The organism is Pantoea sp. UBA6567, assembly GCF_002434165.1.
GTDB lineage: Bacteria > Pseudomonadota > Gammaproteobacteria > Enterobacterales > Enterobacteriaceae > Pantoea > Pantoea eucrina.
Window position 1 is genome coordinate 360,271 of sequence record NZ_DJJN01000006.1, and the last position, 19,317, is coordinate 379,587.

A 19,317-nucleotide genomic window follows, 5' to 3' on the forward strand; every position below is an offset into this window, starting at 1 on the left:
AGGCGGCTTGCCGCTTACTGACGTACTCCCTCTACAGAGATAATCAGCTCAGCCTTTTGAGAGGCAGGGCCCAGATCCTTGCTGATATTAAACTCTTTCAGAACGACCTCGCCGCTGGCTTCAAAACCTGCCCGGTAACCGCCCCACGGATCTTTACCTTCACCCATCAGGCGCGCATCCAGCGTAATGGGTTTTGTTACGCCGTTCAGCGTCAGATTGCCGGTGACTTTATAACGCTCTCCCTCTTTTTTAACCTCTGTTGAGGTAAACGTTGCCTGAGGATATTTGCTGGTATTAAGGAAATCTGCGCTGCGCAGGTGTTTGTCGCGCTCAGCATGATTGGTATCCAGACTTCCGGTATTAATGGTGACATTCACTTTATCGGCTGCCGGATTAGCATCGTCAAAGGTGAATCCGCCGTCAAAATCTTTGAATGTGCCATATAACCAGCTATAGCCGAGGTGCTGAATACGAAACTGTACAAATGCGTGCTGCCCCTCTTTATCAATTTTGTACTCTGCGGCGCTGGCATTAAGGCTGGTGGCAAACAGCGCGGCGGCACTGACGGCCAGAAGCGTTTTTCTGATCATGATACATCCTTTTGAGAGAGTGAACGTGAGCGTAAACCGAGCATGCGCCTGAGCGTCGCGTCCCGATCGATAATATGATGTTTAACCGCCCCCAGCGCATGCAGCGCTGAAAGCAGAACCAGGCTCCAGGCCAGCCACAAATGCAGCGTGCCTGCCAGGTCCGCCTGCTGTGGTCCGCCAGCAACGACTACCGGCAGGTTAAACCAGCCAAATACAGAGACCGGTTTACCGTCAGCGGTAGAAATCAGATAGCCGCTAACGAGCAGCAGGAGGAAAAGCAGATAAATCAGGGCATGCACACCCCGGGCGGTACGGCGCACCGTGGCAGAATAGCTGGCGAGCGGGGCGGGTACAGGGGAGTGCCAGCGCCAGAGCAGGCGCAGCAACAGCAGAATAAACAGTATTGTCCCGACGCTTTTATGAATGTCCGGTGCAGTATGATACCAGCTGTCATAATAGCCCAGGCCTGTCATCCATAATCCCAGGGCAAACATCGCATAGAGGGCAACCGCCATGCTCCAGTGGATAATAATTGAGAGCAGGCCGAATCGATCTGCAGTGTTGCGCCACATAGCCTTTATTCCTGTCCATGAAATAAGTGCTGCAAGCATCCTTAATTCATTAACTAAAAGCAATGAGCCTTACTTTTCTATAAAAAAGCGGATCGTTGTCAAAATTTTAAAATAGCGGCGCGCTACTGCTTCAGTAATATTGACTGAAAGCAGGGCATTTTAAGGTAATAAATATAATTACTACACAGGATGAGGCATTATTGAGTGTCGGGCGTAAACAAATGTAAATGGGAGAGCTGGCAGCTGCGGTGCTGCCAGCCTGAGTATCAGGAAAATCGCCGTAAAGAAAAGGGCGTAAGATCGAAACTGAAAGGTTTATCCTGAGCAAATTCGCTGGCAAGCTCGCCCAGAACGCTGGCAAATTTAAAACCGTGACCGCTAAGGCCGGTAATGATTAAGCGGTTGGATTCATCCGGCAGGGTATCGATAATAAAATCTTCATCAGGGGTATTGTCATAGCTGCACGCCTCGCCGTGTAAACAGACGCCGACGCCGGGCAGGAACTGCCGCAAAAAGCGAAACGCTTCGCTGCCATCTGAGGCCACAGCACCAAAAGGTTTGCGATCCTGCGGGGTCTGCATGACCTGACCACCATCGTGCCGGCCCACTTTAAGGGCGTTATTATCTGCCGGAAACCCGTAAAAGTGACTGCCGTCTGGCGTCTCTACGGTAAAACCGGGAAAGTGATTGTTTTCACTGTAGCGGCCGTCAGCCTGATACCAGGCAAACACTTTACGCACTGGCGTAACCGGCAGATCGGCTATTAGCTCGCTGACCCAGGTACCGGCGCTGACCAGCAGCTTGCGCGCACGATAGATCCCATCCAGCGTGGTGACCTGCTGCAGCTCGCCGTCGCGACCGATATCGCTGACCGGGCAATTAAACAGCTGTGCACAGCCAGCCTGTTCAGCCAGTTTTATCCAGCTGCGCACCGCCTCTTCACATTTCAGATAGCCCGACTTCGGCTCAAAGACGCCGATGTAGCCATCCGGCACGGTAAACTGCGGCCAGCGCTGTCGCACCTCATCCGCCTGCAGTAGCTGGACATCCAGCTGCCAGGTTTTCGCACTGTGAATAACGTTCTCAATGAATGGCGAATGAGCGGGTGCCAGGTTGAGAATGCCGCTGCGATGCATGATACGCTCGCCGCTCTGCTGCTCCAGCGCATCCCACAGTGACTGGGCGCGCAGTACCAGCGGCACATAACGCTCTCCTTCACCATAGGCGTGGCGAATCAGGCGGGTCTCGCCGTGATGTGTTCCCTGCTGATGCGGGGGATGCGCGCTGTCGATCATTAGCACCGATAAGCCAGCCTGCGTAGCGTAGAAACCCGCAGCGGCCCCGACTGACCCACTGCCCACGATAATCAGATCGTAAACCATGACACGAACACTCCTGCAAAACGGCGAAATTTTTCAACAGCATACCAAAAGCGGGAGCGATATGAAAAAGGCACCCGATGGGTGCCTTTTTCGCGCAACAGGAACGGTCAGTGCTTGCGACTATCGCGCAGGTTTTGCTCAGTAGATTCTATTTTAGCAATGCCAGCTTCCAGTATGGAGATAAACTGTCTGGCAACGTCAGTGGTTAACCAGTAGGTCAAACCGACGTCAGCTTCTTCTTCTTTTTGATCCTGCGAGGAGAGCGAGTGCAGGCGTATCATCATGGCGTCATAGCTGTCAACGGTGCTGATGTCCCATCCAATCAGGGGATGAGTCTGGATGACGTCTTTATTACTGTCCATTATAACCTCCTTATTACTCGTTAAACGAAGTGCTTCTTGAGGTTCAATGCGGCTGCTACATGCACTAGCGAGCTAATTATAACATGAAATAGCGGTCAGACAGGTCAATAGTAATGAAATGCGGCTATATGACTGCGAAATGCACCAGAAAATGCTGTAAAAACGCCGGAAGATGACGGGCTGGTTTCCTGCTACAGACGTAACCAGCCCGGCAACATTACCTGTTTTATCGGCGAAAGCGACAGAAACTTCAGCGGAACATGCCGGACTCAGTCGCGGAATATCAGGGCTGCGCTTCAGCAGAGAGCGGATCTGTGCGCTGCCGGAGCGTCTCCGCCAGGCGGAAAAATTGCTGCTGCAGCGAGGCATCGTGCTGCTGGTTCTGCGCTTCCTGCGTCAGGTTATGGGCAAGCAACTGGACTGCGGGCGCATCGAGCGAAAGCGTCAGACTGGTAAAGGCAGTTTCAAGGACGGTTAAACGGCGCTGCTGCTCGGCAATGAGCGCCAGCAGTTCACCAAAGGTCATCGCCTCTTCGGGTTTATCTGTGATCATCTGTCAAACACCTCCTGTAAGCATGGCGAGGCAAGAATAGGGGATCGATAAACCTGAGTCTAGATGGCGGCTGTTTTTCTGGCGAGGGGAAATGAAACAAAAAAAGCCGGGGCGAAACCCGGCAAAAACGGCACATTGGCGGTTAATCGTGAGTAAACCAGTCGTCGGCGCTTTCCCAGGTTTCCTGCAGGAGATCGGTAATGCGGTCGCGTGAAGTTTTACAGCCGCCGGTCACGCTCAGCTGATTCCCGGTGGCATAGCGCACATTAACGTGGTGCTCGCCTTCAGGAAAATCGTGTGCAATACGACGGGAAAGCTCCGCGCTAAGCGCATCGAGTGCACCTGCGGGCAGCGGGCGGTTTTTCGCTACGGTAATATCGATACGCATAGACGCCTCCGGTTTAATATACTGGTTATTTGTACAGTATATTAATGCCGAAGGCAAGCAGTTATCGCTTATTCTTTAATGCGCCAGTTCAGCGTTTCGCCGGCAAGAAATGGCACCAGCGTATCGTCGCCTGCGGTGACGCTTTCAGCCACCTGCCAGGGTTCGCGGACCAGCGTCAGCGTTCCCTCGTTAAGCGGCAGGCCGTAAAAATTCGGACCGTTTTCTGAGCAGAACGCTTCAAAGTGCTGCAGGGCGTTAAGCTCTTCAAACACGGTAAGGTAGGCAGGAAGAGAGGTCGGCGCGTTGAAGACGCCCGCACAGCCGCAGCTTGCTTCTTTGGCATGCCGCAGGTGGGGCGCAGTATCGGTGCCAAGGAAAACGCGCGGATGGCCGCTGGCTACCAGCTGACGCAGCGCCTGCTGATGTGTGTTGCGCTTCAGAACAGGCAGGCAATAAAGATGAGGACGGATCCCGCCCACCAGCATATGGTTACGGTTAAACATCAGATGCTGCGGCGTGATGGTTGCGCCCAGCAGCGCGTTGCCCTCAGCCACATAGTCAGCGGCCTCTTTTGTGGTGATGTGCTCCATGACTACTTTCAGGCCGGGAAACTGCTGGCGCAGCGGATGCAGTACGGTCTCAATAAAGCGCGCTTCGCGATCAAAAATATCAATGTGGGAATCAGTGACTTCACCATGCACCAGCATCGGCATACCAATCTGCTGCATGCGATCCAGCACCGCAGCAATCGCCGAGGTGTTTGTTACGCCGTGGCTTGAGTTAGTGGTAGCGTGTGCCGGATAGAGCTTGGCAGCGGTGAACACGCCCGCGCGAAACCCCGCTTCAATCTCATCGGGTTCGAGTGAATCGGTCAGATAGCAGGTCATCAGCGGCGTAAAATTGTGCGCAGCGGGCAGGGCGGCAAGAATGCGCGCGCGATACTCACGGGCCGCCGCCACGCTGGTGACCGGCGGCACCAGATTTGGCATGACAATCGCCCGGCCACTCACGGCGCTGGTATAGGGCAGTACGCTTTCAAGCATCACGCCGTCGCGCAGGTGGATATGCCAGTCATCAGGGCGGCGAATGGTGATGTGCTGAGGTTGAGAGGTCATGGTCAGGCTCCGGCTTAAGTGAGAACAGAATGGCGCATTCAGGCCGGGGCGATATCTTAAGCGGGCAGGCAACCGTTTGCACGGCTTTTTATCGCCGGAAAGCGATGACCCGTGCGGCCAGATAAACGCTGGCCGCACGGGACGGTATCAGTCGGTGAAAGGGATCACCAGCTGACCCGGTTTGACTTCCAGTCCTTTCGCCAGCTTTTTCGCCAGCGCTTCGCCTTTACTGCGGTCAGCGCTCAGCAGGTAGGCGGGCCGTTCATTGAAATAGTGCTGCAGGGACTGATTGAGATAGGGGGTCAGCGTTTTCACAATCGACGCCATTTTTTCCGGTACGACCTGCGCATCAACAATCGACAGGTTGTGCAGATAGATAGCGCCTTCCTGCGCGTTATAAACCGGCTGTGCCTTCATTTTCAGCAGCATCTCAGCCTGCTGCGGACCAAACAGTGAGGTGACATCAATTTTCGCTTTACCGGAGAGGGTGACGCGGTCAGGTTCTTCACGTCCGATTTCACTGCTGAGATCGCTGAGTACGATATGCGCATTGATAAGGCCGGATACGCCGATCTCTTTTTCAAAATTGTTGCGCTTTTGCAGCGCCTGGTTCACTTCCTGTTCCGTGATGGTGTATTGCGTCAACTGATTACAGCCGCTGAGCAGCAGCATGCCGAACAGCGCCGCGATCCCATAAAATTTCTTTTTCATTGCATCCTCGTTCCGGTGTGGCAAACAGCGCTAAGCCTGCCTGAATCGGCGCAAGGTGTCATCAGATAAGATGAGAAACCCGCGAACGGGTTCCTCCCGGTTTAACATTCAGGCGGCGATAGAAGAGAGCAGATTAACCTGCGTCTGTTTCGCCATGTTATCGCGGTAATCGGTGACGCGGCTTGGCCAGTCGATGCCGGACACCAGCGTCAGTGAGCGCAGCAGCGGGAAGAGGTTGATATCATCCTCGGACAGCTCGCCGTTAACGGCGTTAGGCTTCACAATCAGCCGATCCAGCTGGCGCAGATCGTCACTGATCTTCTTGATCAGGCCAGGCGCATGTTTACGCAGCTCGGTGAAATCACCGAGGCTCGCCTCTTTTTTATCGTGAAAATAGCGTCGCGCTTCCGGGGTGGCAAATTCAGCAAAAGCAGCATCGGCGATACGCGGGATTAAAAGCTTATTGATATAGCCGTTGACGTGGCGCAGCCAGTCGGCGATAGCGGGATTGGTTCTGCCGGTCAGCAGCGGTTCGCCATCCTGTTTGTCTACCCAATGCACAATATCCATGCTCTCCGGCATGGCGCTGCCGTCCGCTTTTTGCAATACCGGCGCCATTTTCTGGCCGATTAATTTTACCGGCGTCGCCTCGTCATCATTGAGCATAACCACCAGTTCTACCGGCAGATTCTTTAAGCCAAAAATCATGCGCGCTTTGACGCAGAAGGGGCAGTGATCGTAGATGTAAAGTTTCATCCCGTTTCTCCTGTGGTTTTCCGGGTGAGGGATTCACCCTTTTTCCGATCCTGCCGGAAGTATGGAAGAGAACCGTGGAAGGGGCAAACCCTGCCCCTGTTCAGCAACGTTGTGTCGCAGCCTGTGGGGCGGTTATAGTGAAGAAAACGCCAGCGGCGTTCCGCTCTCTTTCGCTAAGGATTTCAGGAGATTCGATGTTTGGCTATCGCTCTGCAGGCCCGCGCGTGCGGCTTACGACCGATCGTCTGGTGGTGCGTCTGGTGCATGAACGCGACGCCTGGCGGCTGGCAGACTATTACGCAGAAAACCGCGCGTTCCTCAAACCGTGGGAGCCGGTGCGCGATGACAGCCACTGCTATCCCTCCGGCTGGCAGGCGCGGCTCGGCCTGATTGGCGATCTGCATAAGCAGGGCTCAGCTTTCTATTTTGTGCTGATGGACCCCGATGAACATGAGATCCGCGGCGTGGCAAATTTCAGCAACGTGCTGCGTGGCTCCTTTCACGCCTGCTATCTCGGCTATTCGCTGGGCGAAAAGTGGCAGGGGCAGGGCATGATGTTTGAAGCGCTGCAGTCGGCTATTCGCTATATGCAGCGACAGCAGCGCATGCACCGCATTATGGCTAACTATATGCCGCACAATCAGCGCAGCGGCGATCTGCTGGCACGGCTCGGCTTCGAGCAGGAAGGCTATGCAAAAAACTATCTGCTTATTGATGGCTGCTGGCAGGATCACGTACTGACGGCGCTGACCTGGCACGCGTGGACGCCGGATAAGCGCACTCAATTTTAAAAGGAAACGGATCCATGAAAATCGCGCTCTCTTCCCAGGCGCTACGCGTGCTGGGTGCGCTGCTGGAAAAGCAGATCGCTACGCCTGAATATTACCCTCTGTCGCTGAACGGTGTGGTAGCCGCCTGTAATCAGAAATCGAACCGCGAGCCGGTTATGACGCTCAGCGAAGAGGAGGTGCAGGCGCAGCTGGATGAGCTGGTTAAAAAGCACCTGGTCACCGCCAGCAGCGGCGCCAGCCAGCGAGTCAGCAAATATGCGCAGCGCTTCTGTAACTCTGCGTTTGGTCAGCTGCAGCTCAGCGCCGCCGAAGTCGCGGTGATGACCCTGCTGCTGCTGCGCGGGGCGCAAACGCCAGGCGAGCTGCGTACCCGCAGCGGCAGGCTGTATGAGTTCAGCGATGTCAGTGAGACCGAACAGACGCTGGAGGAGCTGATGAGCCGGCAGGAGGGACCGCTGGTGGCAAAAATGGCGCGTGAGCCGGGCCGTCGCGAAAGCCGCTACCGGCACCTGCTGGCCGCAGAGGAGACGACCTGCTCGCCGTCTCCCGCCGCCGGTGAAGCGGAGCTTAGCGATCGGGTTGCCGCGCTGGAGCAGCAGGTGGCTGAACTGCAGATGCAGCTGACTCAGCTGCTGGCACAGGAGCATTAAGATGACGCTGCGAATTGGTATTGCCGGTTTAGGCGGGATTGCACAGAAAGCCTGGCTGCCGGTGCTCTCGCAGGCAGAAAGCTGGCAGCTGGTGGGGGCGTTTTCACCCAATCAGGTTAAGGCGGAGGCGGTATGCGCCCGCTATCGTATTCCCTGTTTTGACCGGCTTGGCGCCCTGGCCGCCGCCTGCGACGCCGTGTTCGTGCACAGCAGCACCGCCTCACATTTTGACGTGGTTCAGGCGCTGCTGCTGGCGGGCAAAGATGTCTGCGTGGATAAGCCGCTGGCAGAGACGCTGCAGCAGGCTGAAGCGCTGGTCGCGCTGGCGGAAAAACGCCAGCGCAAACTCATGGTGGCGTTTAACCGGCGCTTTGCCCCGCGCTATCAGCAGCTGAAGCAGGAAATGCCGCGCGCCGCCTCGCTGCGGATTGAAAAGCATCGCATGGACAGCGTGGGTCCGCAGGGGCTGCGCTTTACGCTGCTGGATGATTATCTGCACGTGGTGGATACCGCCCTGTGGCTGGCGGGGGGCAAACTGCAGCCGGGTGATGGCCATATCCGGACCACAGATGAAGGCGCACTGCTCTACGCAGAGCACCATTTCAGCGCCGGCGGGCTGCAGGTCTCGACCAGCATGCACCGGCGCGCCGGCACGCAGCGGGAGGTGGTCACCGCGGTCTGCGACGGAGACTACTACCAGATTGAGGAGATGCGCGACTGGCAGCAGGAGAACAGCCGCGGGCTGCTGCGTGAGGTGCCGCCTGCGTGGCAAAGCCATCTGACGCAGCGCGGTTTTACCGGCGCGGCGCATCACTTTATCCGCTGCGTGGAAAATCAGACTATGCCTGAAACCAGCGGCGAGCAGGCGCTGGTGGCGCAGCGTCTGACAGAAAAACTGATCCGCGAGGTGGAGCGGGAATAACGCCTTGTAACACTCGGTACTGGTCATTTGCCGCGACCTCAGTAGACTAACGCCGGGCATCGCGGATGCCCGTGCTGCATGGCGCTTTTTCCCGACTTTTTCAGGACGCACCCTTCATTATGAATTTGCTAAAATCGCTGGCTGCGGTCAGTTCGATGACCCTGTTTTCCCGCGTGCTGGGCTTTGCCCGCGATGCCATTGTGGCGCGCGTATTTGGCGCCGGGATGGCGACGGATGCGTTTTTTGTAGCGTTTAAGCTGCCCAACCTGCTGCGCCGGATTTTTGCCGAGGGCGCGTTCTCGCAGGCGTTTGTCCCGATTCTGGCGGAGTACAAAGCGAAGCAGGGTGAAGAGGCGACGCAGGTCTTTGTGGCGTATGTGTCAGGCCTGCTGACGCTGGCGCTGGCTGTGGTGACGGTACTGGGCATGCTCGCCGCGCCCTGGGTGATTATGATCACGGCCCCTGGCTTTGCGGATACCGCCGATAAATTTGCCCTCACCAGCGCGCTGCTGCGGGTGACGTTCCCCTATATTATGCTGATCTCGCTGGCGTCGCTGGCGGGGGCGATCCTCAACACCTGGAATCGCTTTTCGGTTCCGGCGTTTGCGCCCACGCTGCTGAATATCAGCATGCTCGGCTTTGCGCTATTTGCCGCACCGCACTTTAATCCGCCAATTATGGCGCTGGCGTGGGCGGTGGTGGTAGGCGGCGTACTGCAGCTTGGCTACCAGCTGCCGCACCTGAAGAAGATTGGTATGCTGGTGCTGCCGCGCATTAATCTGCGCGATGCCGGCGTCTGGCGCGTGATGCGCCAGATGGGACCGGCGATCCTCGGCGTATCGGTCAGCCAGATTTCCCTTATCATCAATACCATTTTCGCCTCCTTTCTGGTGTCAGGTTCCGTCTCCTGGATGTACTACGCTGACCGCCTGATGGAGTTTCCCTCTGGCGTGCTGGGCGTGGCGCTGGGGACCATTCTGCTGCCGTCGCTGGCGAAGAGCTTCTCCAGCGGCAACCAGGCTGAGTATTCGCGGCTGATGGACTGGGGATTGCGCCTCTGTTTTCTGCTGGCGCTGCCCTGCGCGGTGGCGCTGGGCATTCTGGCCGGACCGCTGACGGTGGCGCTGTTTCAGTACGGGAAATTTACCGCGTTTGATGCGGCAATGACGCAGCGCGCGCTGATCGCCTATTCCGTCGGCCTGATGGGGCTGATTGTGGTCAAGGTGCTGGCGCCAGGATTCTACTCGCGGCAGGATATTAAAACGCCGGTGAAGATAGCGATAGTGACGCTGATTATGACGCAGCTGATGAATCTGGCGTTTATCGGTCCGCTGAAACATGCGGGGCTGTCGCTGTCGATTGGGCTGGCGGCCTGCCTCAACGCCGCGCTGCTCTACTGGCAGCTGCGCAAACAGGATATTTTTCAGCCACAGCCAGGCTGGATGGGTTTCTTATTACGCCTGTTTATCGCGGTTGCGGTCATGGCCGCCGCGCTGCTGGGGATGCTGCAGGTGATGCCTGCCTGGGAAGAGGGCGAGATGGCCTGGCGGCTGGTGCGCCTGGCGGCGGTCTGTGCCGTCGGCGGGGGAGCCTATTTTGTGGTGCTTGGCGCGCTCGGGTTCCGGCCGCGCGATTTTGCCCGCCGCACCGTTGCCTGAGTGTGCATTGCCAGGGCAGCCCGGCTGCCCTGGTCGCGGCTAAGGCGTCAGCCTTTGCTGCGCAGCGTGGCCTGGCCCAGTCCGCGTCCGTCCGGGCCATAAAATGCCTGGGTCTGATGCGGCTTCAGCACCTGCAGCGCATCGCGGGTAAACGCGACCTGATGCTGCAGTAGCAGTCCGTTATGCTGATTGGCGTCGCGCAGCTGCTGCGTGACGCGCGCGATAGTGGCCCAGCGCCGGGCGATATCCTGCTGACCGCGATAGGGCGCCTCTATACCGAGCGTTTTCTCCGTATTATGGCGCATCTCATCCAGATAATTTAAGGTTGTCAGCAGCGCGGCTTTATCTTCAGTAATGCGCTGCAGCAGGTTGCCGTTAACCTGACCGGCTGCGAGCTGCTGCTGCTCTTCCTCAATGATCTGAGTCAGTGAAGCCAGTACATCCTGCATTTTATCCAGGGTGGTCAGCAGATTATCCATCGGGATCAGTAGCCTTCTAAATATTTCCGGGTATCGGCAATTAATGCATCCGCAATTTTGCCGGTATCCATTTTCAGATCGCCATTGCGGATGGCGGTTTTTAACTGCTCAACGCGAGCGGTATTAATATCGCGACTGCTGGGCTCCAGCAGCTGTGCCTGACTTGAGCTCAGACTGACTTCGGCACTCTTTTCGCTGGCGGCAGGGGCGGCCGGCGCGGAGTTCTGACGGATTCTGCCTGCGTTGTCGCTGGCGTCACGGGGTTGTACCGTGCTGACCGGTTTTGACGGTTCGGTTTTGTCGACGTTCATGGCTTGGCTCCTGTAAGTACAGTGGAATGCGCCCACTGAATCGGCATAGGGTTATATTTTAGCTGTTATCTCTATCGGCTGAACACCTCTGTTCTTTAGCGCTTTAGAGTGATATCAGAATATTCCCATCCTCGCCGACGCGACCGCTTACCACCTGACCATTTCCCATACGTACCCGCACCGTCTGCGCGACGCCGGCATTGCTCAGCGCGCGGCCTTCGCTGCTGGCATTAAAGCCGTCGCCGCTCGCCGTGACCATCACCGACTGACCGGTTTTAACCCGCCACGGCTGGCGCAGCATTGAGGCGGTAACCGGCTGCCCGGGCGGTATATCCCGCAGGGCAATCGCCTCTGCGAGATGCGTGCCGTCAACCAGCGCGCGAGCCGGCAGCGTATCGAGCCGGCCCGTTTCCGTTCTGAAATCAGCCGCGCTGACGGCAGTGCCGCGCGTGAGCTGGTGATTCGCGACCAGATAGTCACCGGTCACCTGCACCTGCACCTGCAGATAGCGGCGATTTTGTCCGCAGCTGGCGGCAATGCTCAGATTACCCCACTGACGGCTGTTACCGGGCAGCTGCAGCTGCGGCGTCTCACAGGCGGGCCACTGTGCGGATGGGGTACGAACAATAACCACCATGCCAGCGGCGTGCTGCGGATCGCGCGCTTTAAAATAGGATGTCAGCTGCGCGTTCAGATCGGCCGCATAGCCTGGCAGCGCCAGCAGCAGTACCGCCAGAAACAGCCCTTGTGATGCTCTGCGCATAACGCCTCCCACTGAAAGTTGCTGATGAGTCTACCCGCTGCAAAAAAAAATCAAGGGTAAAAATAGCCGTGGTTTTTGCTGTTATTCAGACGATCGCCCTTGCAATCCCCCGATTAAGCTGTCAGCTCAAAATTTTCATTCGCGGAGGAAGCATGCTCGACAAACTCGATGCCGCACTGCGATTCGGTACCGAAGCGTTAAACCTGCGTGCACAGCGTCAGGAGATTCTGGCGTCAAATATCGCTAATGCGGATACCCCCGGGTATCAGGCGCGCGATATCGACTTTGCCAGCCAGCTGAACAAAGTGATGCAGAACGGCCGCGCGCAGGGCAGCGGTCTGGCGCTGAATGTGACCTCATCGCGCCATATTGAAGCACAAACGCAGGCGCAGCCCGCGATGGATCTGCTGTATCGCATTCCCGACCAGCCCGCTGCAGATGGCAACACGGTCGATATGGATCGCGAGCGTACGCAGTTCGCCGATAACAGCCTGAAGTATCAAACCGATCTCACCCTCATCAGCAGCCAGATTAAAGGCATGATGAGCGTACTGCAGGGGCAATAAGCATGGCATTGCTGAATATATTTGATATCGCCGGCTCGGCGATGACCGCGCAGTCGCAGCGGCTTAACGTCAGCGCCAGTAACCTGGCCAACGCCGACAGCGTAACCGGACCGGATGGACAGCCTTACGTGGCGAAGCAGGTTATTTTCCAGACCAATGCCGCCCAGGGCGCGGCCACCGGCGGCGTTAAAGTGGCGGGCGTGGTCAACGATCCCACGCCCGCAAAACTGGTCTATGACCCGGGCAATCCGATGGCCGATCAGAAAGGCTACGTCAAAATGCCCAATGTGGATGTGGTCGCTGAAACGGTCAACACCATGTCTGCGTCGCGCAGCTATCAGGCCAACGTCGAAGTCCTGAACACAGTGAAGTCGATGATGATGAAAACGCTCACCATCGGGCAGTAACGGAGAGATACGATGAGCTTAACCGTAGGCATTAAAGACAATCTCGACCCGACGATCCTGAGTTCCGGCTCGGCCGGCACCGGTAACAGCGCACAGGAGCTGCAGAACCAGTTTCTGAACATGCTGGTGACGCAGATGCAGAACCAGGATCCGACCAATCCGATGGATAACAGCCAGCTCACCACGCAGCTGGCGCAGATCAACACCCTGAGCGGGATTGAGAAGCTGAACACCACGCTGGGATCGATTTCCGGCCAGATTAGCACCAGCCAGTCACTGCAGAGCTCAACGCTGATTGGGCATGGCGTGATGGTCAAAGGCGATCAGGTGCTGGTCGGTAAAGGCACCACGACGCCGTTTGGTGTGGAGCTGGGCACGGCGTCAACCGGCACCGGCGTGACCATCAAAGATGCCAACGGCAACGTGGTGCGTAACATCGATCTGGGCGGCCTGACCGCAGGGGTACACACCTTCTCCTGGGATGGCAAGCTCGATGACGGCAGCGTCGCGCCGGATGGCAAATATTCTGTAGCACTCGCCGCCAGCAATGGCAGCACACAGCTGGTGGCACAGCCGCTGAACTACGCCTATGTCAATGGCGTCAGCACCGTGAACAACACCGCGAAACTGGATCTCGGCACCATGGGCTCCGCGACCCTCGATGAAATTCGTCAGATTCTCTGACTAACCCCTTAGCAGGAGAGATTACATGTCTTTTTCACAAGCGGTGAGCGGCCTGGGTGCTGCTTCCAGCAACCTTGATGTCATTGGTAACAACATCGCCAACTCCGCCACGGCGGGCTTTAAGTCGAGCACCATCGCCTTTGCCGATATGTTCGCAGGCTCTAACGTCGGTATGGGAACCAAAGTGGCGGCGGTGATCCAGAACTTCAATGACGGCACCACCACCTCAACCAGCCGCGGGCTGGATGTGGCGCTGAGCGGTAACGGCTTCTTCCGTATGACCGACGCCAGCGGCGGCGTGTTCTATTCACGCAACGGTCAGTTTACGCTGGATGAGAACCGTAACCTGGTGAACACCCAGGGGATGAAAGTGACCGGCTATCCGGCAAACGGCACCCCGCCAACCATCCAGAACGGTGCGAACCCGATTGCGCTGAGCATTCCCACCACGCAGATGTCAGCGCGCGCCACCAGCAGCGCGACGCTGGTGTCTAACCTGAACTCAACCGATGCGATCCCGACCGTCACGCCGTTTGATACCAGCAAAGTGGACAGCTATAACGCGAAAAGCACCGTGACCGTGTATGACTCGCAGGGTAACGATCACGCGCTGGATCTCTACTACGCCAAGAGCGCGGATAATACCTGGGCGGTGCACGCGATCGACTCTACCACCGGTAAAACCGCCGGTAACTTTACGATGACCTTTGACACCAGCGGCAAGCTGACCTCTGCGAATACCATCGGCCTGACCATTGACGGCTCTAACGGCGCCGCAGCGGGCCAGCCGATTGCACTGAGCGTGCTGGGCAGCCTGCAGCAGAACACCGGCGCGACTAACTTTGGTAACCCGACGCAGGATGGCTATGCGCCTGGCGACCTCACCGGCTACACCATTAACGATGACGGCACCATCAGCGGGACTTACTCCAACCGTAAAACCCAGCTGCTGGGTCAGATCGTGCTGGCGAGCTTCTCTAACCCGGAAGGGCTGAAGTCAGAAGGGGATAACGTCTGGTCCGCCTCCAGCTCATCCGGGCAGGCGGCTATCGGTCTGGCCGGTACCGGCACCTACGGCAGCCTGACCTCTGGTGCGCTGGAAGCCTCCAACGTCGATCTGAGTAAAGAGCTGGTGAATATGATCGTGGCACAGCGTAACTACCAGGCGAATAGCCAGACCATTAAAACCCAGGATCAGATCCTTAACACCCTGGTTAACCTTCGTTAATACGCTAACGGGATTGCTTTATGGATCACGCAATATATACCGCGATGGGCGCGGCTAGTCAGACGATGGAGCAGCAGTCTGTTACCGCCAGCAACCTCGCCAATGCTTCGACACCGGGCTTCCGGGCGCAGCTGAATGCGCTGCGCGCGGTGCCGGTCAGCGGCTGGTCTCTGCCAACGCGCACGCTGGTAGCCGCCTCAACGCCGGGTGCCGATATGACGCAGGGTTCGCTCGACTACACCGAGCGTCCGCTGGATGTAGCGGTACAGCAGGATGGCTGGCTGGCCGTACGCACCGCGGATGGCAGTGAAGCCTATACCCGTAACGGGAATATGCAGATCAGTCCCACCGGTCAGCTGACCATTCAGGGCAATCCCGTCATGGGTGACGGCGGACCGATTGCGGTGCCGCAGGGTGCCCAGCTCACCATCGCGGCAGATGGCTCGATCACCGCACTCAATGCTGGCGATGCGCCTAACGCCACGGTTCAGCTCGGCCGGCTCAAGCTGGTGCGCGCCACCGGGCAGGAGCTGACGCGCGGTGACGACGGCATGTTTCGCCCCAGCGCGGCGACCCAGGCGCAGCGCGGTGCTGCGCTGGCTAACGACGCGACGGTGCAGGTGATGCCGGGCGTGCTGGAAGGCAGCAACGTCAAGCCGGTTGAAACCATGGTCGATATGATCGCCAACGCCCGACGGTTTGAGATGCAGATGAAAGTGATCTCAAACGTTGATGAAAACGAACAGCGCGCTAATCAGCTGCTCAATATGAGCAGCTAAGGCGTAAGGAAAACAGAATGATTCGTTCTTTATGGATCGCGAAAACCGGTCTTGACGCACAGCAAACCAATATGGACGTCATTGCCAACAACCTGGCAAACGTCAGCACCAACGGCTTTAAGCGTTCGCGCGCGGTCTTCGAAGATCTGATGTATCAGACGCTGCGTCAGCCTGGTGCGCAATCCTCTGAGCAGACTACGCTGCCGTCTGGTCTGCAGATCGGTACCGGTGTACGCCCGGTTACCACTGAGCGTCTGCATAACCAGGGCAACCTGTCGCAGACCAGCAACTCAAAAGATGTGGCGGTAAACGGACAGGGTTATTTTCAGGTGCAGATGCCGGATGGCACCTCTGCCTATACGCGTGATGGCTCTTTCCAGGTGGATCAGAATGGTCAGCTGGTGACCAACGCCGGGTTCCCGGTACAGCCGGGTATCACGATCCCGGCAAACGCCACCAGCATCACGATTGCCCGCGACGGTGTGGTTACGGTGACGCAGCAGGGGCAGGCGCAGCCCGCACAGGTGGGCCAGCTCACGCTGAGCACCTTTATGAACGATGCCGGTCTCGACAGCGTCGGCGAGAACCTCTATCAGGAGACGCAGGCGTCCGGCGCGCCTACTGAGAGCACGCCTGGTCAGAACGGCGCAGGCCTGCTCTATCAGGGATATGTGGAAACCTCAAACGTCAACGTGGCGGAAGAGCTGGTGACCATGATCCAGACGCAGCGCGCGTATGAAATTAACAGCAAGGCGATCAGTACCTCCGATCAGATGCTGCAGAAACTCACCCAGCTTTAACGCCGGGATCGTTGGGCCACTCCGCTGGCCCGATTAAGAACATACAGAAGGTCAGAACTCCGTGGCGAAGCAAGCGATTCTCAAGCCTGGTCATTGGTTAGTAGCGACGCTGCTACTGACGCTCAACGGTTGTGCGCTGGTGCCGCGCACGCCACTGGTACAAGGGGTAACCACGGCAGAACCTACGCCGTCTGCGCCACCGGTGGTGAACGGCTCTATTTTTCAGGGCGTTGCGCCGCTGAACTACGGCTACCAGCCGCTGTTTGAGGATCGTCGTCCACGCAATATTGGTGACACGCTGACCATCACGCTGCAGGAGAACGTCAGCGCGAGCAAAAGCTCCTCCGCCAGCGCTAACCGCAATGGCAGCAACAGCTTTGGCGTAACCGGCGTGCCGACCGGGCTGGAAGGCCTGCTGGGCGCAGGCGGTGAGAAAGCCGCACTGAGCGCCGGCGGCAAAAATGATTTTGCAGGTAAAGGGGGCGCCACCGCCAACAACACCTTTACCGGTACCATCACCGTGACCGTGAATCAGGTGCTCTCTAACGGCAACCTGCGCGTCGTGGGTGAGAAACAGATTGAGATTAATCAGGGCACCGAATTTATTCGTTTCTCTGGCGTGGTCAATCCGCGCACCATCAGTGCCAGCAACGCCGTACTCTCTACTCAGGTGGCCGATGCGCGCATTGAGTACGTAGGTAACGGTTATATCAATGAGGCGCAGACTATGGGCTGGTTCCAGCGCTTCTTCCTGAACATCTCGCCGATGTAAGAGGTCATGATGAAAAAAAGTATTTTGCTGCGCGCGGGCCTCGGTTTACTGCTCGCTGTCAGCAGTCTGATGGCGCAGGCAGATCGTATTCGCGATTTGACCAGCATTCAGGGCGTACGTGAAAACCAGCTGATTGGCTATGGGCTGGTGGTGGGACTGGACGGCACCGGAGATCAGACCACCCAGACACCGTTCACCACCCAGACGGTCAGCAACATGCTCTCCCAGCTGGGGATCACCGTGCCGGCTGGCACCAATATGCAGCTGAAAAACGTGGCGGCAGTAATGGTGACAGCGAAGCTGCCTTCGTTTGCCCGTCAGGGACAGACGCTGGACGTCGTGGTCTCTTCGCTGGGTAACGCCAAAAGCCTGCGCGGCGGTACGCTGCTGATGACGCCGATGAAAGGGGTGGATAATCAGGTGTATGCGCTGGCGCAGGGAAATATTCTGGTTGGCGGCGCGGGCGCGTCGGCCGGCGGCAGCAGCGTACAGGTTAACCAGCTTAACGGCGGCCGTATTACCGGCGGTGCCACCGTTGAACGCGAGCTGCAGAGCAACTTTGGCAGCCAGAACACCATTAACCTGCAGCTGAATAATGAAGATTTCACCATGGCGCAGCGCATTGCGGATGCCATCAACAGCCGCGGCGTCGGGTCGGCACTGCCGCTGGATGCACGCACCGTGCAGATCCGCGTCTCACCCAACAACAGCTCTCAGGTGCGGGCGCTGGCGGAGATCCAGAACATCGATGTCTCTGTGCCGCTGGAAGATGCCAAAGTGATCGTCAACTCACGCACCGGCACGGTGGTGATGAACCGCGAGGTTACGCTGAACACCTGTGCAGTGGCGCAGGGGAATCTGTCGGTGACGGTGAATCAGCAGCAGAACGTCAGTCAGCCTGATACGCCGCTGGCCGGCGGGCAGACGGTGGCGACAACGCAGACGCAGATCGATCTGCGGCAGAGCGGTGGCGCACTGCAGCGCGTCAACGCCAGCGCAAATCTGAACAATGTGGTGCGTGCCCTGAATGCGCTGGGTGCAACGCCGATAGAGCTGATGTCGATTCTGCAATCGATGGAGAGCGCAGGCTGTCTGCGCGCGAAGCTGGAAATCATCTGATGACCGATATGCAATCGCTGAACAATGCGGCGTATGACAGCCGCTCGCTGAACGAGCTGAAACGCCAGGCCGCTGCCGATCCCAAAGGAAAAGCGCTGCAGGTGGCGAAACAGGTAGAGGGCATGTTTGTGCAGATGATGCTGAAAAGCATGCGCGACGCGCTGCCGCAGGATGGCGCGCTGAGCAACGACCAGACGCGACTCTACACCTCGCTCTACGATCAGCAGATTGCGCAGGATATAGGCAAACGCGGACTGGGTCTGGCTGACACGATTGTCAAACAGATGCAGCCCGCGCAGGCACCGGATGAGCGGGCCGGCACGCTGCCGATGAAGCTGGATAACAGCTTTATCTACAGCAGCAGCAACAGCGTGCCAATGCAGCTGGAACAGATTGTGCGCAAAGCGGTACCGCGTCTGCCGGTAACGCCTGCGAACCTGCCTTCTGACAGCAGTGAGTTTATCGCCCAGCTGGCGCAGCCGGCGAAACTCGCCAGCCAGCAGAGCGGTATACCGCACCACCTGATTCTGGCGCAGGCGGCGCTGGAGTCGGGCTGGGGTCAACGTCAGATCCTGACCCGCGACGGCAAGCCGAGCTATAACGTGTTTGGTATCAAGGCGAGCGGCGACTGGAAAGGCGAAACCACGGATATCATGACCACCGAGTATGAGGCGGGTGAGGCGAAGAAAGTGCGCGCCAGCTTCCGCGTCTATGGCTCCTACCTGGAGGCGCTGACCGACTATGTGCGCCTGCTGTCGAAAAATCCGCGCTATGCGGCGGTCACCAGCGCGCCGAGTGCTGAACAGGGCGCGCGCGCGCTGCAGGCGGCGGGTTACGCTACCGATCCGAAATATGCGCAAAAACTGGTGGGAATGATTCAGCAATTCAAAAACATGGGCGAAAAAGTCGTAAAAGCTTACGGCCAGGATATCACCGATCTGTTCTGACGTCTTAGCCTC

Annotated in this window: 25 protein-coding genes; 13 read left to right on the top strand and 12 right to left on the bottom strand. The window is 57.7% G+C overall.

Annotation, left to right across the window (positions count from 1 at the left end):
• Positions 1 to 14 precede the first annotated feature (14 nt).
• The 9 genes from B4M48_RS07655 to grxB form a co-directional block, all read right to left on the bottom strand.
• Positions 15 to 590, bottom strand: a complete 576-nt coding sequence (locus tag B4M48_RS07655; RefSeq protein ID WP_039383760.1) for a YceI family protein — start codon at positions 588 to 590, stop codon at positions 15 to 17.
• On the bottom strand, positions 587 to 1,162 hold the full coding sequence (locus B4M48_RS07660) for a cytochrome b (RefSeq protein WP_288656360.1): 576 nt from the start codon (positions 1,160 to 1,162) through the stop codon (positions 587 to 589). Before B4M48_RS07660 ends, B4M48_RS07655 begins: the two co-directional genes overlap by 4 nt.
• Before the next feature lie 266 nt (positions 1,163 to 1,428).
• Entirely contained in the window at positions 1,429 to 2,544 is a 1,116-nt protein-coding gene (gene solA, locus B4M48_RS07665) for an N-methyl-L-tryptophan oxidase (protein WP_071668725.1), read from the bottom strand.
• Positions 2,545 to 2,651: 107 nt separating this feature from the next.
• Positions 2,652 to 2,906 (bottom strand): biofilm formation regulator BssS, encoded by a 255-nt coding sequence (gene bssS, locus B4M48_RS07670; RefSeq protein WP_039383762.1) that lies wholly within the window; start codon positions 2,904 to 2,906, stop codon positions 2,652 to 2,654.
• A 283-nt stretch (positions 2,907 to 3,189) separates the two neighbouring features.
• Positions 3,190 to 3,459 carry a hypothetical protein gene (locus B4M48_RS07675; protein ID WP_039383765.1) on the bottom strand — a complete coding sequence of 90 codons (270 nt, stop codon included), beginning with the start codon at positions 3,457 to 3,459 and terminating at the stop codon, positions 3,190 to 3,192.
• Positions 3,460 to 3,601: 142 nt separating this feature from the next.
• Positions 3,602 to 3,847: a DNA damage-inducible protein I gene (dinI, locus tag B4M48_RS07680; RefSeq protein WP_039383767.1), complete on the bottom strand. Its 246-nt coding sequence runs from the start codon at positions 3,845 to 3,847 to the stop codon at positions 3,602 to 3,604.
• A gap of 68 nt (positions 3,848 to 3,915) precedes the next feature.
• A complete protein-coding gene (pyrC, locus tag B4M48_RS07685) occupies positions 3,916 to 4,962 on the bottom strand; it encodes a dihydroorotase (protein ID WP_071668726.1) in 1,047 nt (348 codons plus the stop codon).
• A 147-nt stretch (positions 4,963 to 5,109) separates the two neighbouring features.
• Positions 5,110 to 5,673 carry a lipoprotein gene (locus B4M48_RS07690; protein WP_039383772.1) on the bottom strand — a complete coding sequence of 188 codons (564 nt, stop codon included), beginning with the start codon at positions 5,671 to 5,673 and terminating at the stop codon, positions 5,110 to 5,112.
• Between the two features lie 108 nt (positions 5,674 to 5,781).
• The gene (gene grxB / locus B4M48_RS07695) at positions 5,782 to 6,429 is read right to left on the bottom strand and encodes a glutaredoxin 2 (protein ID WP_039383774.1); all 648 of its coding nucleotides are present in this window, start codon (positions 6,427 to 6,429) and stop codon (positions 5,782 to 5,784) included.
• Between the two features lie 194 nt (positions 6,430 to 6,623).
• Between grxB and rimJ the strand changes: the two genes are divergently transcribed.
• The 4 genes from rimJ to murJ all read left to right on the top strand — a co-directional run bounded on the left by rimJ (position 6,624) and on the right by murJ (position 10,450).
• Positions 6,624 to 7,220: a ribosomal protein S5-alanine N-acetyltransferase gene (rimJ, locus tag B4M48_RS07700; RefSeq protein WP_039383776.1), complete on the top strand. Its 597-nt coding sequence runs from the start codon at positions 6,624 to 6,626 to the stop codon at positions 7,218 to 7,220.
• A gap of 14 nt (positions 7,221 to 7,234) precedes the next feature.
• Positions 7,235 to 7,870, top strand: a complete 636-nt coding sequence (locus B4M48_RS07705; RefSeq protein ID WP_039383778.1) for a YceH family protein — start codon at positions 7,235 to 7,237, stop codon at positions 7,868 to 7,870.
• A gap of 1 nt (position 7,871) precedes the next feature.
• Complete coding sequence (locus B4M48_RS07710; RefSeq protein WP_039383780.1) at positions 7,872 to 8,792, top strand: Gfo/Idh/MocA family protein; 921 nt, start codon at positions 7,872 to 7,874, stop codon at positions 8,790 to 8,792.
• A 119-nt stretch (positions 8,793 to 8,911) separates the two neighbouring features.
• Complete coding sequence (gene murJ, locus B4M48_RS07715; protein WP_039385797.1) at positions 8,912 to 10,450, top strand: murein biosynthesis integral membrane protein MurJ; 1,539 nt, start codon at positions 8,912 to 8,914, stop codon at positions 10,448 to 10,450.
• A gap of 47 nt (positions 10,451 to 10,497) precedes the next feature.
• Here murJ and flgN read toward each other — a convergent pair whose 3' ends face one another.
• The 3 genes from flgN to flgA form a co-directional block, all read right to left on the bottom strand.
• Positions 10,498 to 10,929 carry a flagellar export chaperone FlgN gene (gene flgN / locus B4M48_RS07720; protein WP_039383782.1) on the bottom strand — a complete coding sequence of 144 codons (432 nt, stop codon included), beginning with the start codon at positions 10,927 to 10,929 and terminating at the stop codon, positions 10,498 to 10,500.
• A gap of 5 nt (positions 10,930 to 10,934) precedes the next feature.
• On the bottom strand, positions 10,935 to 11,240 hold the full coding sequence (flgM, locus tag B4M48_RS07725; protein ID WP_039383785.1) for a flagellar biosynthesis anti-sigma factor FlgM: 306 nt from the start codon (positions 11,238 to 11,240) through the stop codon (positions 10,935 to 10,937).
• 103 nt (positions 11,241 to 11,343) lie between these two features.
• Positions 11,344 to 12,003, bottom strand: coding sequence for a flagellar basal body P-ring formation chaperone FlgA (flgA, locus tag B4M48_RS07730; RefSeq protein WP_039383788.1), 660 nt, complete (start codon positions 12,001 to 12,003; stop codon positions 11,344 to 11,346).
• 152 nt (positions 12,004 to 12,155) lie between these two features.
• Here flgA and flgB point away from each other — a divergent pair, with 152 nt between their 5' ends.
• From flgB to flgJ, 9 genes are all read left to right on the top strand, one after another.
• A complete protein-coding gene (gene flgB, locus B4M48_RS07735) occupies positions 12,156 to 12,569 on the top strand; it encodes a flagellar basal body rod protein FlgB (RefSeq protein ID WP_039383791.1) in 414 nt (137 codons plus the stop codon).
• A 2-nt stretch (positions 12,570 to 12,571) separates the two neighbouring features.
• The gene (flgC, locus tag B4M48_RS07740; protein ID WP_039383794.1) at positions 12,572 to 12,976 is read left to right on the top strand and encodes a flagellar basal body rod protein FlgC; all 405 of its coding nucleotides are present in this window, start codon (positions 12,572 to 12,574) and stop codon (positions 12,974 to 12,976) included.
• Positions 12,977 to 12,988: 12 nt separating this feature from the next.
• Positions 12,989 to 13,660, top strand: a complete 672-nt coding sequence (flgD, locus tag B4M48_RS07745) for a flagellar hook assembly protein FlgD (RefSeq protein WP_071668728.1) — start codon at positions 12,989 to 12,991, stop codon at positions 13,658 to 13,660.
• A gap of 25 nt (positions 13,661 to 13,685) precedes the next feature.
• Positions 13,686 to 14,888, top strand: a complete 1,203-nt coding sequence (gene flgE / locus B4M48_RS07750) for a flagellar hook protein FlgE (RefSeq protein WP_039383799.1) — start codon at positions 13,686 to 13,688, stop codon at positions 14,886 to 14,888.
• A gap of 20 nt (positions 14,889 to 14,908) precedes the next feature.
• On the top strand, positions 14,909 to 15,667 hold the full coding sequence (locus tag B4M48_RS07755; protein ID WP_039383802.1) for a flagellar basal body rod protein FlgF: 759 nt from the start codon (positions 14,909 to 14,911) through the stop codon (positions 15,665 to 15,667).
• Positions 15,668 to 15,684: 17 nt separating this feature from the next.
• Complete coding sequence (gene flgG / locus B4M48_RS07760; RefSeq protein ID WP_039383803.1) at positions 15,685 to 16,467, top strand: flagellar basal-body rod protein FlgG; 783 nt, start codon at positions 15,685 to 15,687, stop codon at positions 16,465 to 16,467.
• 61 nt (positions 16,468 to 16,528) lie between these two features.
• Positions 16,529 to 17,239 carry a flagellar basal body L-ring protein FlgH gene (locus B4M48_RS07765; RefSeq protein WP_039383804.1) on the top strand — a complete coding sequence of 237 codons (711 nt, stop codon included), beginning with the start codon at positions 16,529 to 16,531 and terminating at the stop codon, positions 17,237 to 17,239.
• A 69-nt stretch (positions 17,240 to 17,308) separates the two neighbouring features.
• Positions 17,309 to 18,358: a flagellar basal body P-ring protein FlgI gene (locus B4M48_RS07770; RefSeq protein ID WP_233207422.1), complete on the top strand. Its 1,050-nt coding sequence runs from the start codon at positions 17,309 to 17,311 to the stop codon at positions 18,356 to 18,358.
• Positions 18,358 to 19,305: a flagellar assembly peptidoglycan hydrolase FlgJ gene (gene flgJ, locus B4M48_RS07775; RefSeq protein ID WP_071668730.1), complete on the top strand. Its 948-nt coding sequence runs from the start codon at positions 18,358 to 18,360 to the stop codon at positions 19,303 to 19,305. Before B4M48_RS07770 ends, flgJ begins: the two co-directional genes overlap by 1 nt.
• The last annotated feature ends 12 nt before the right edge of the window (positions 19,306 to 19,317 follow it).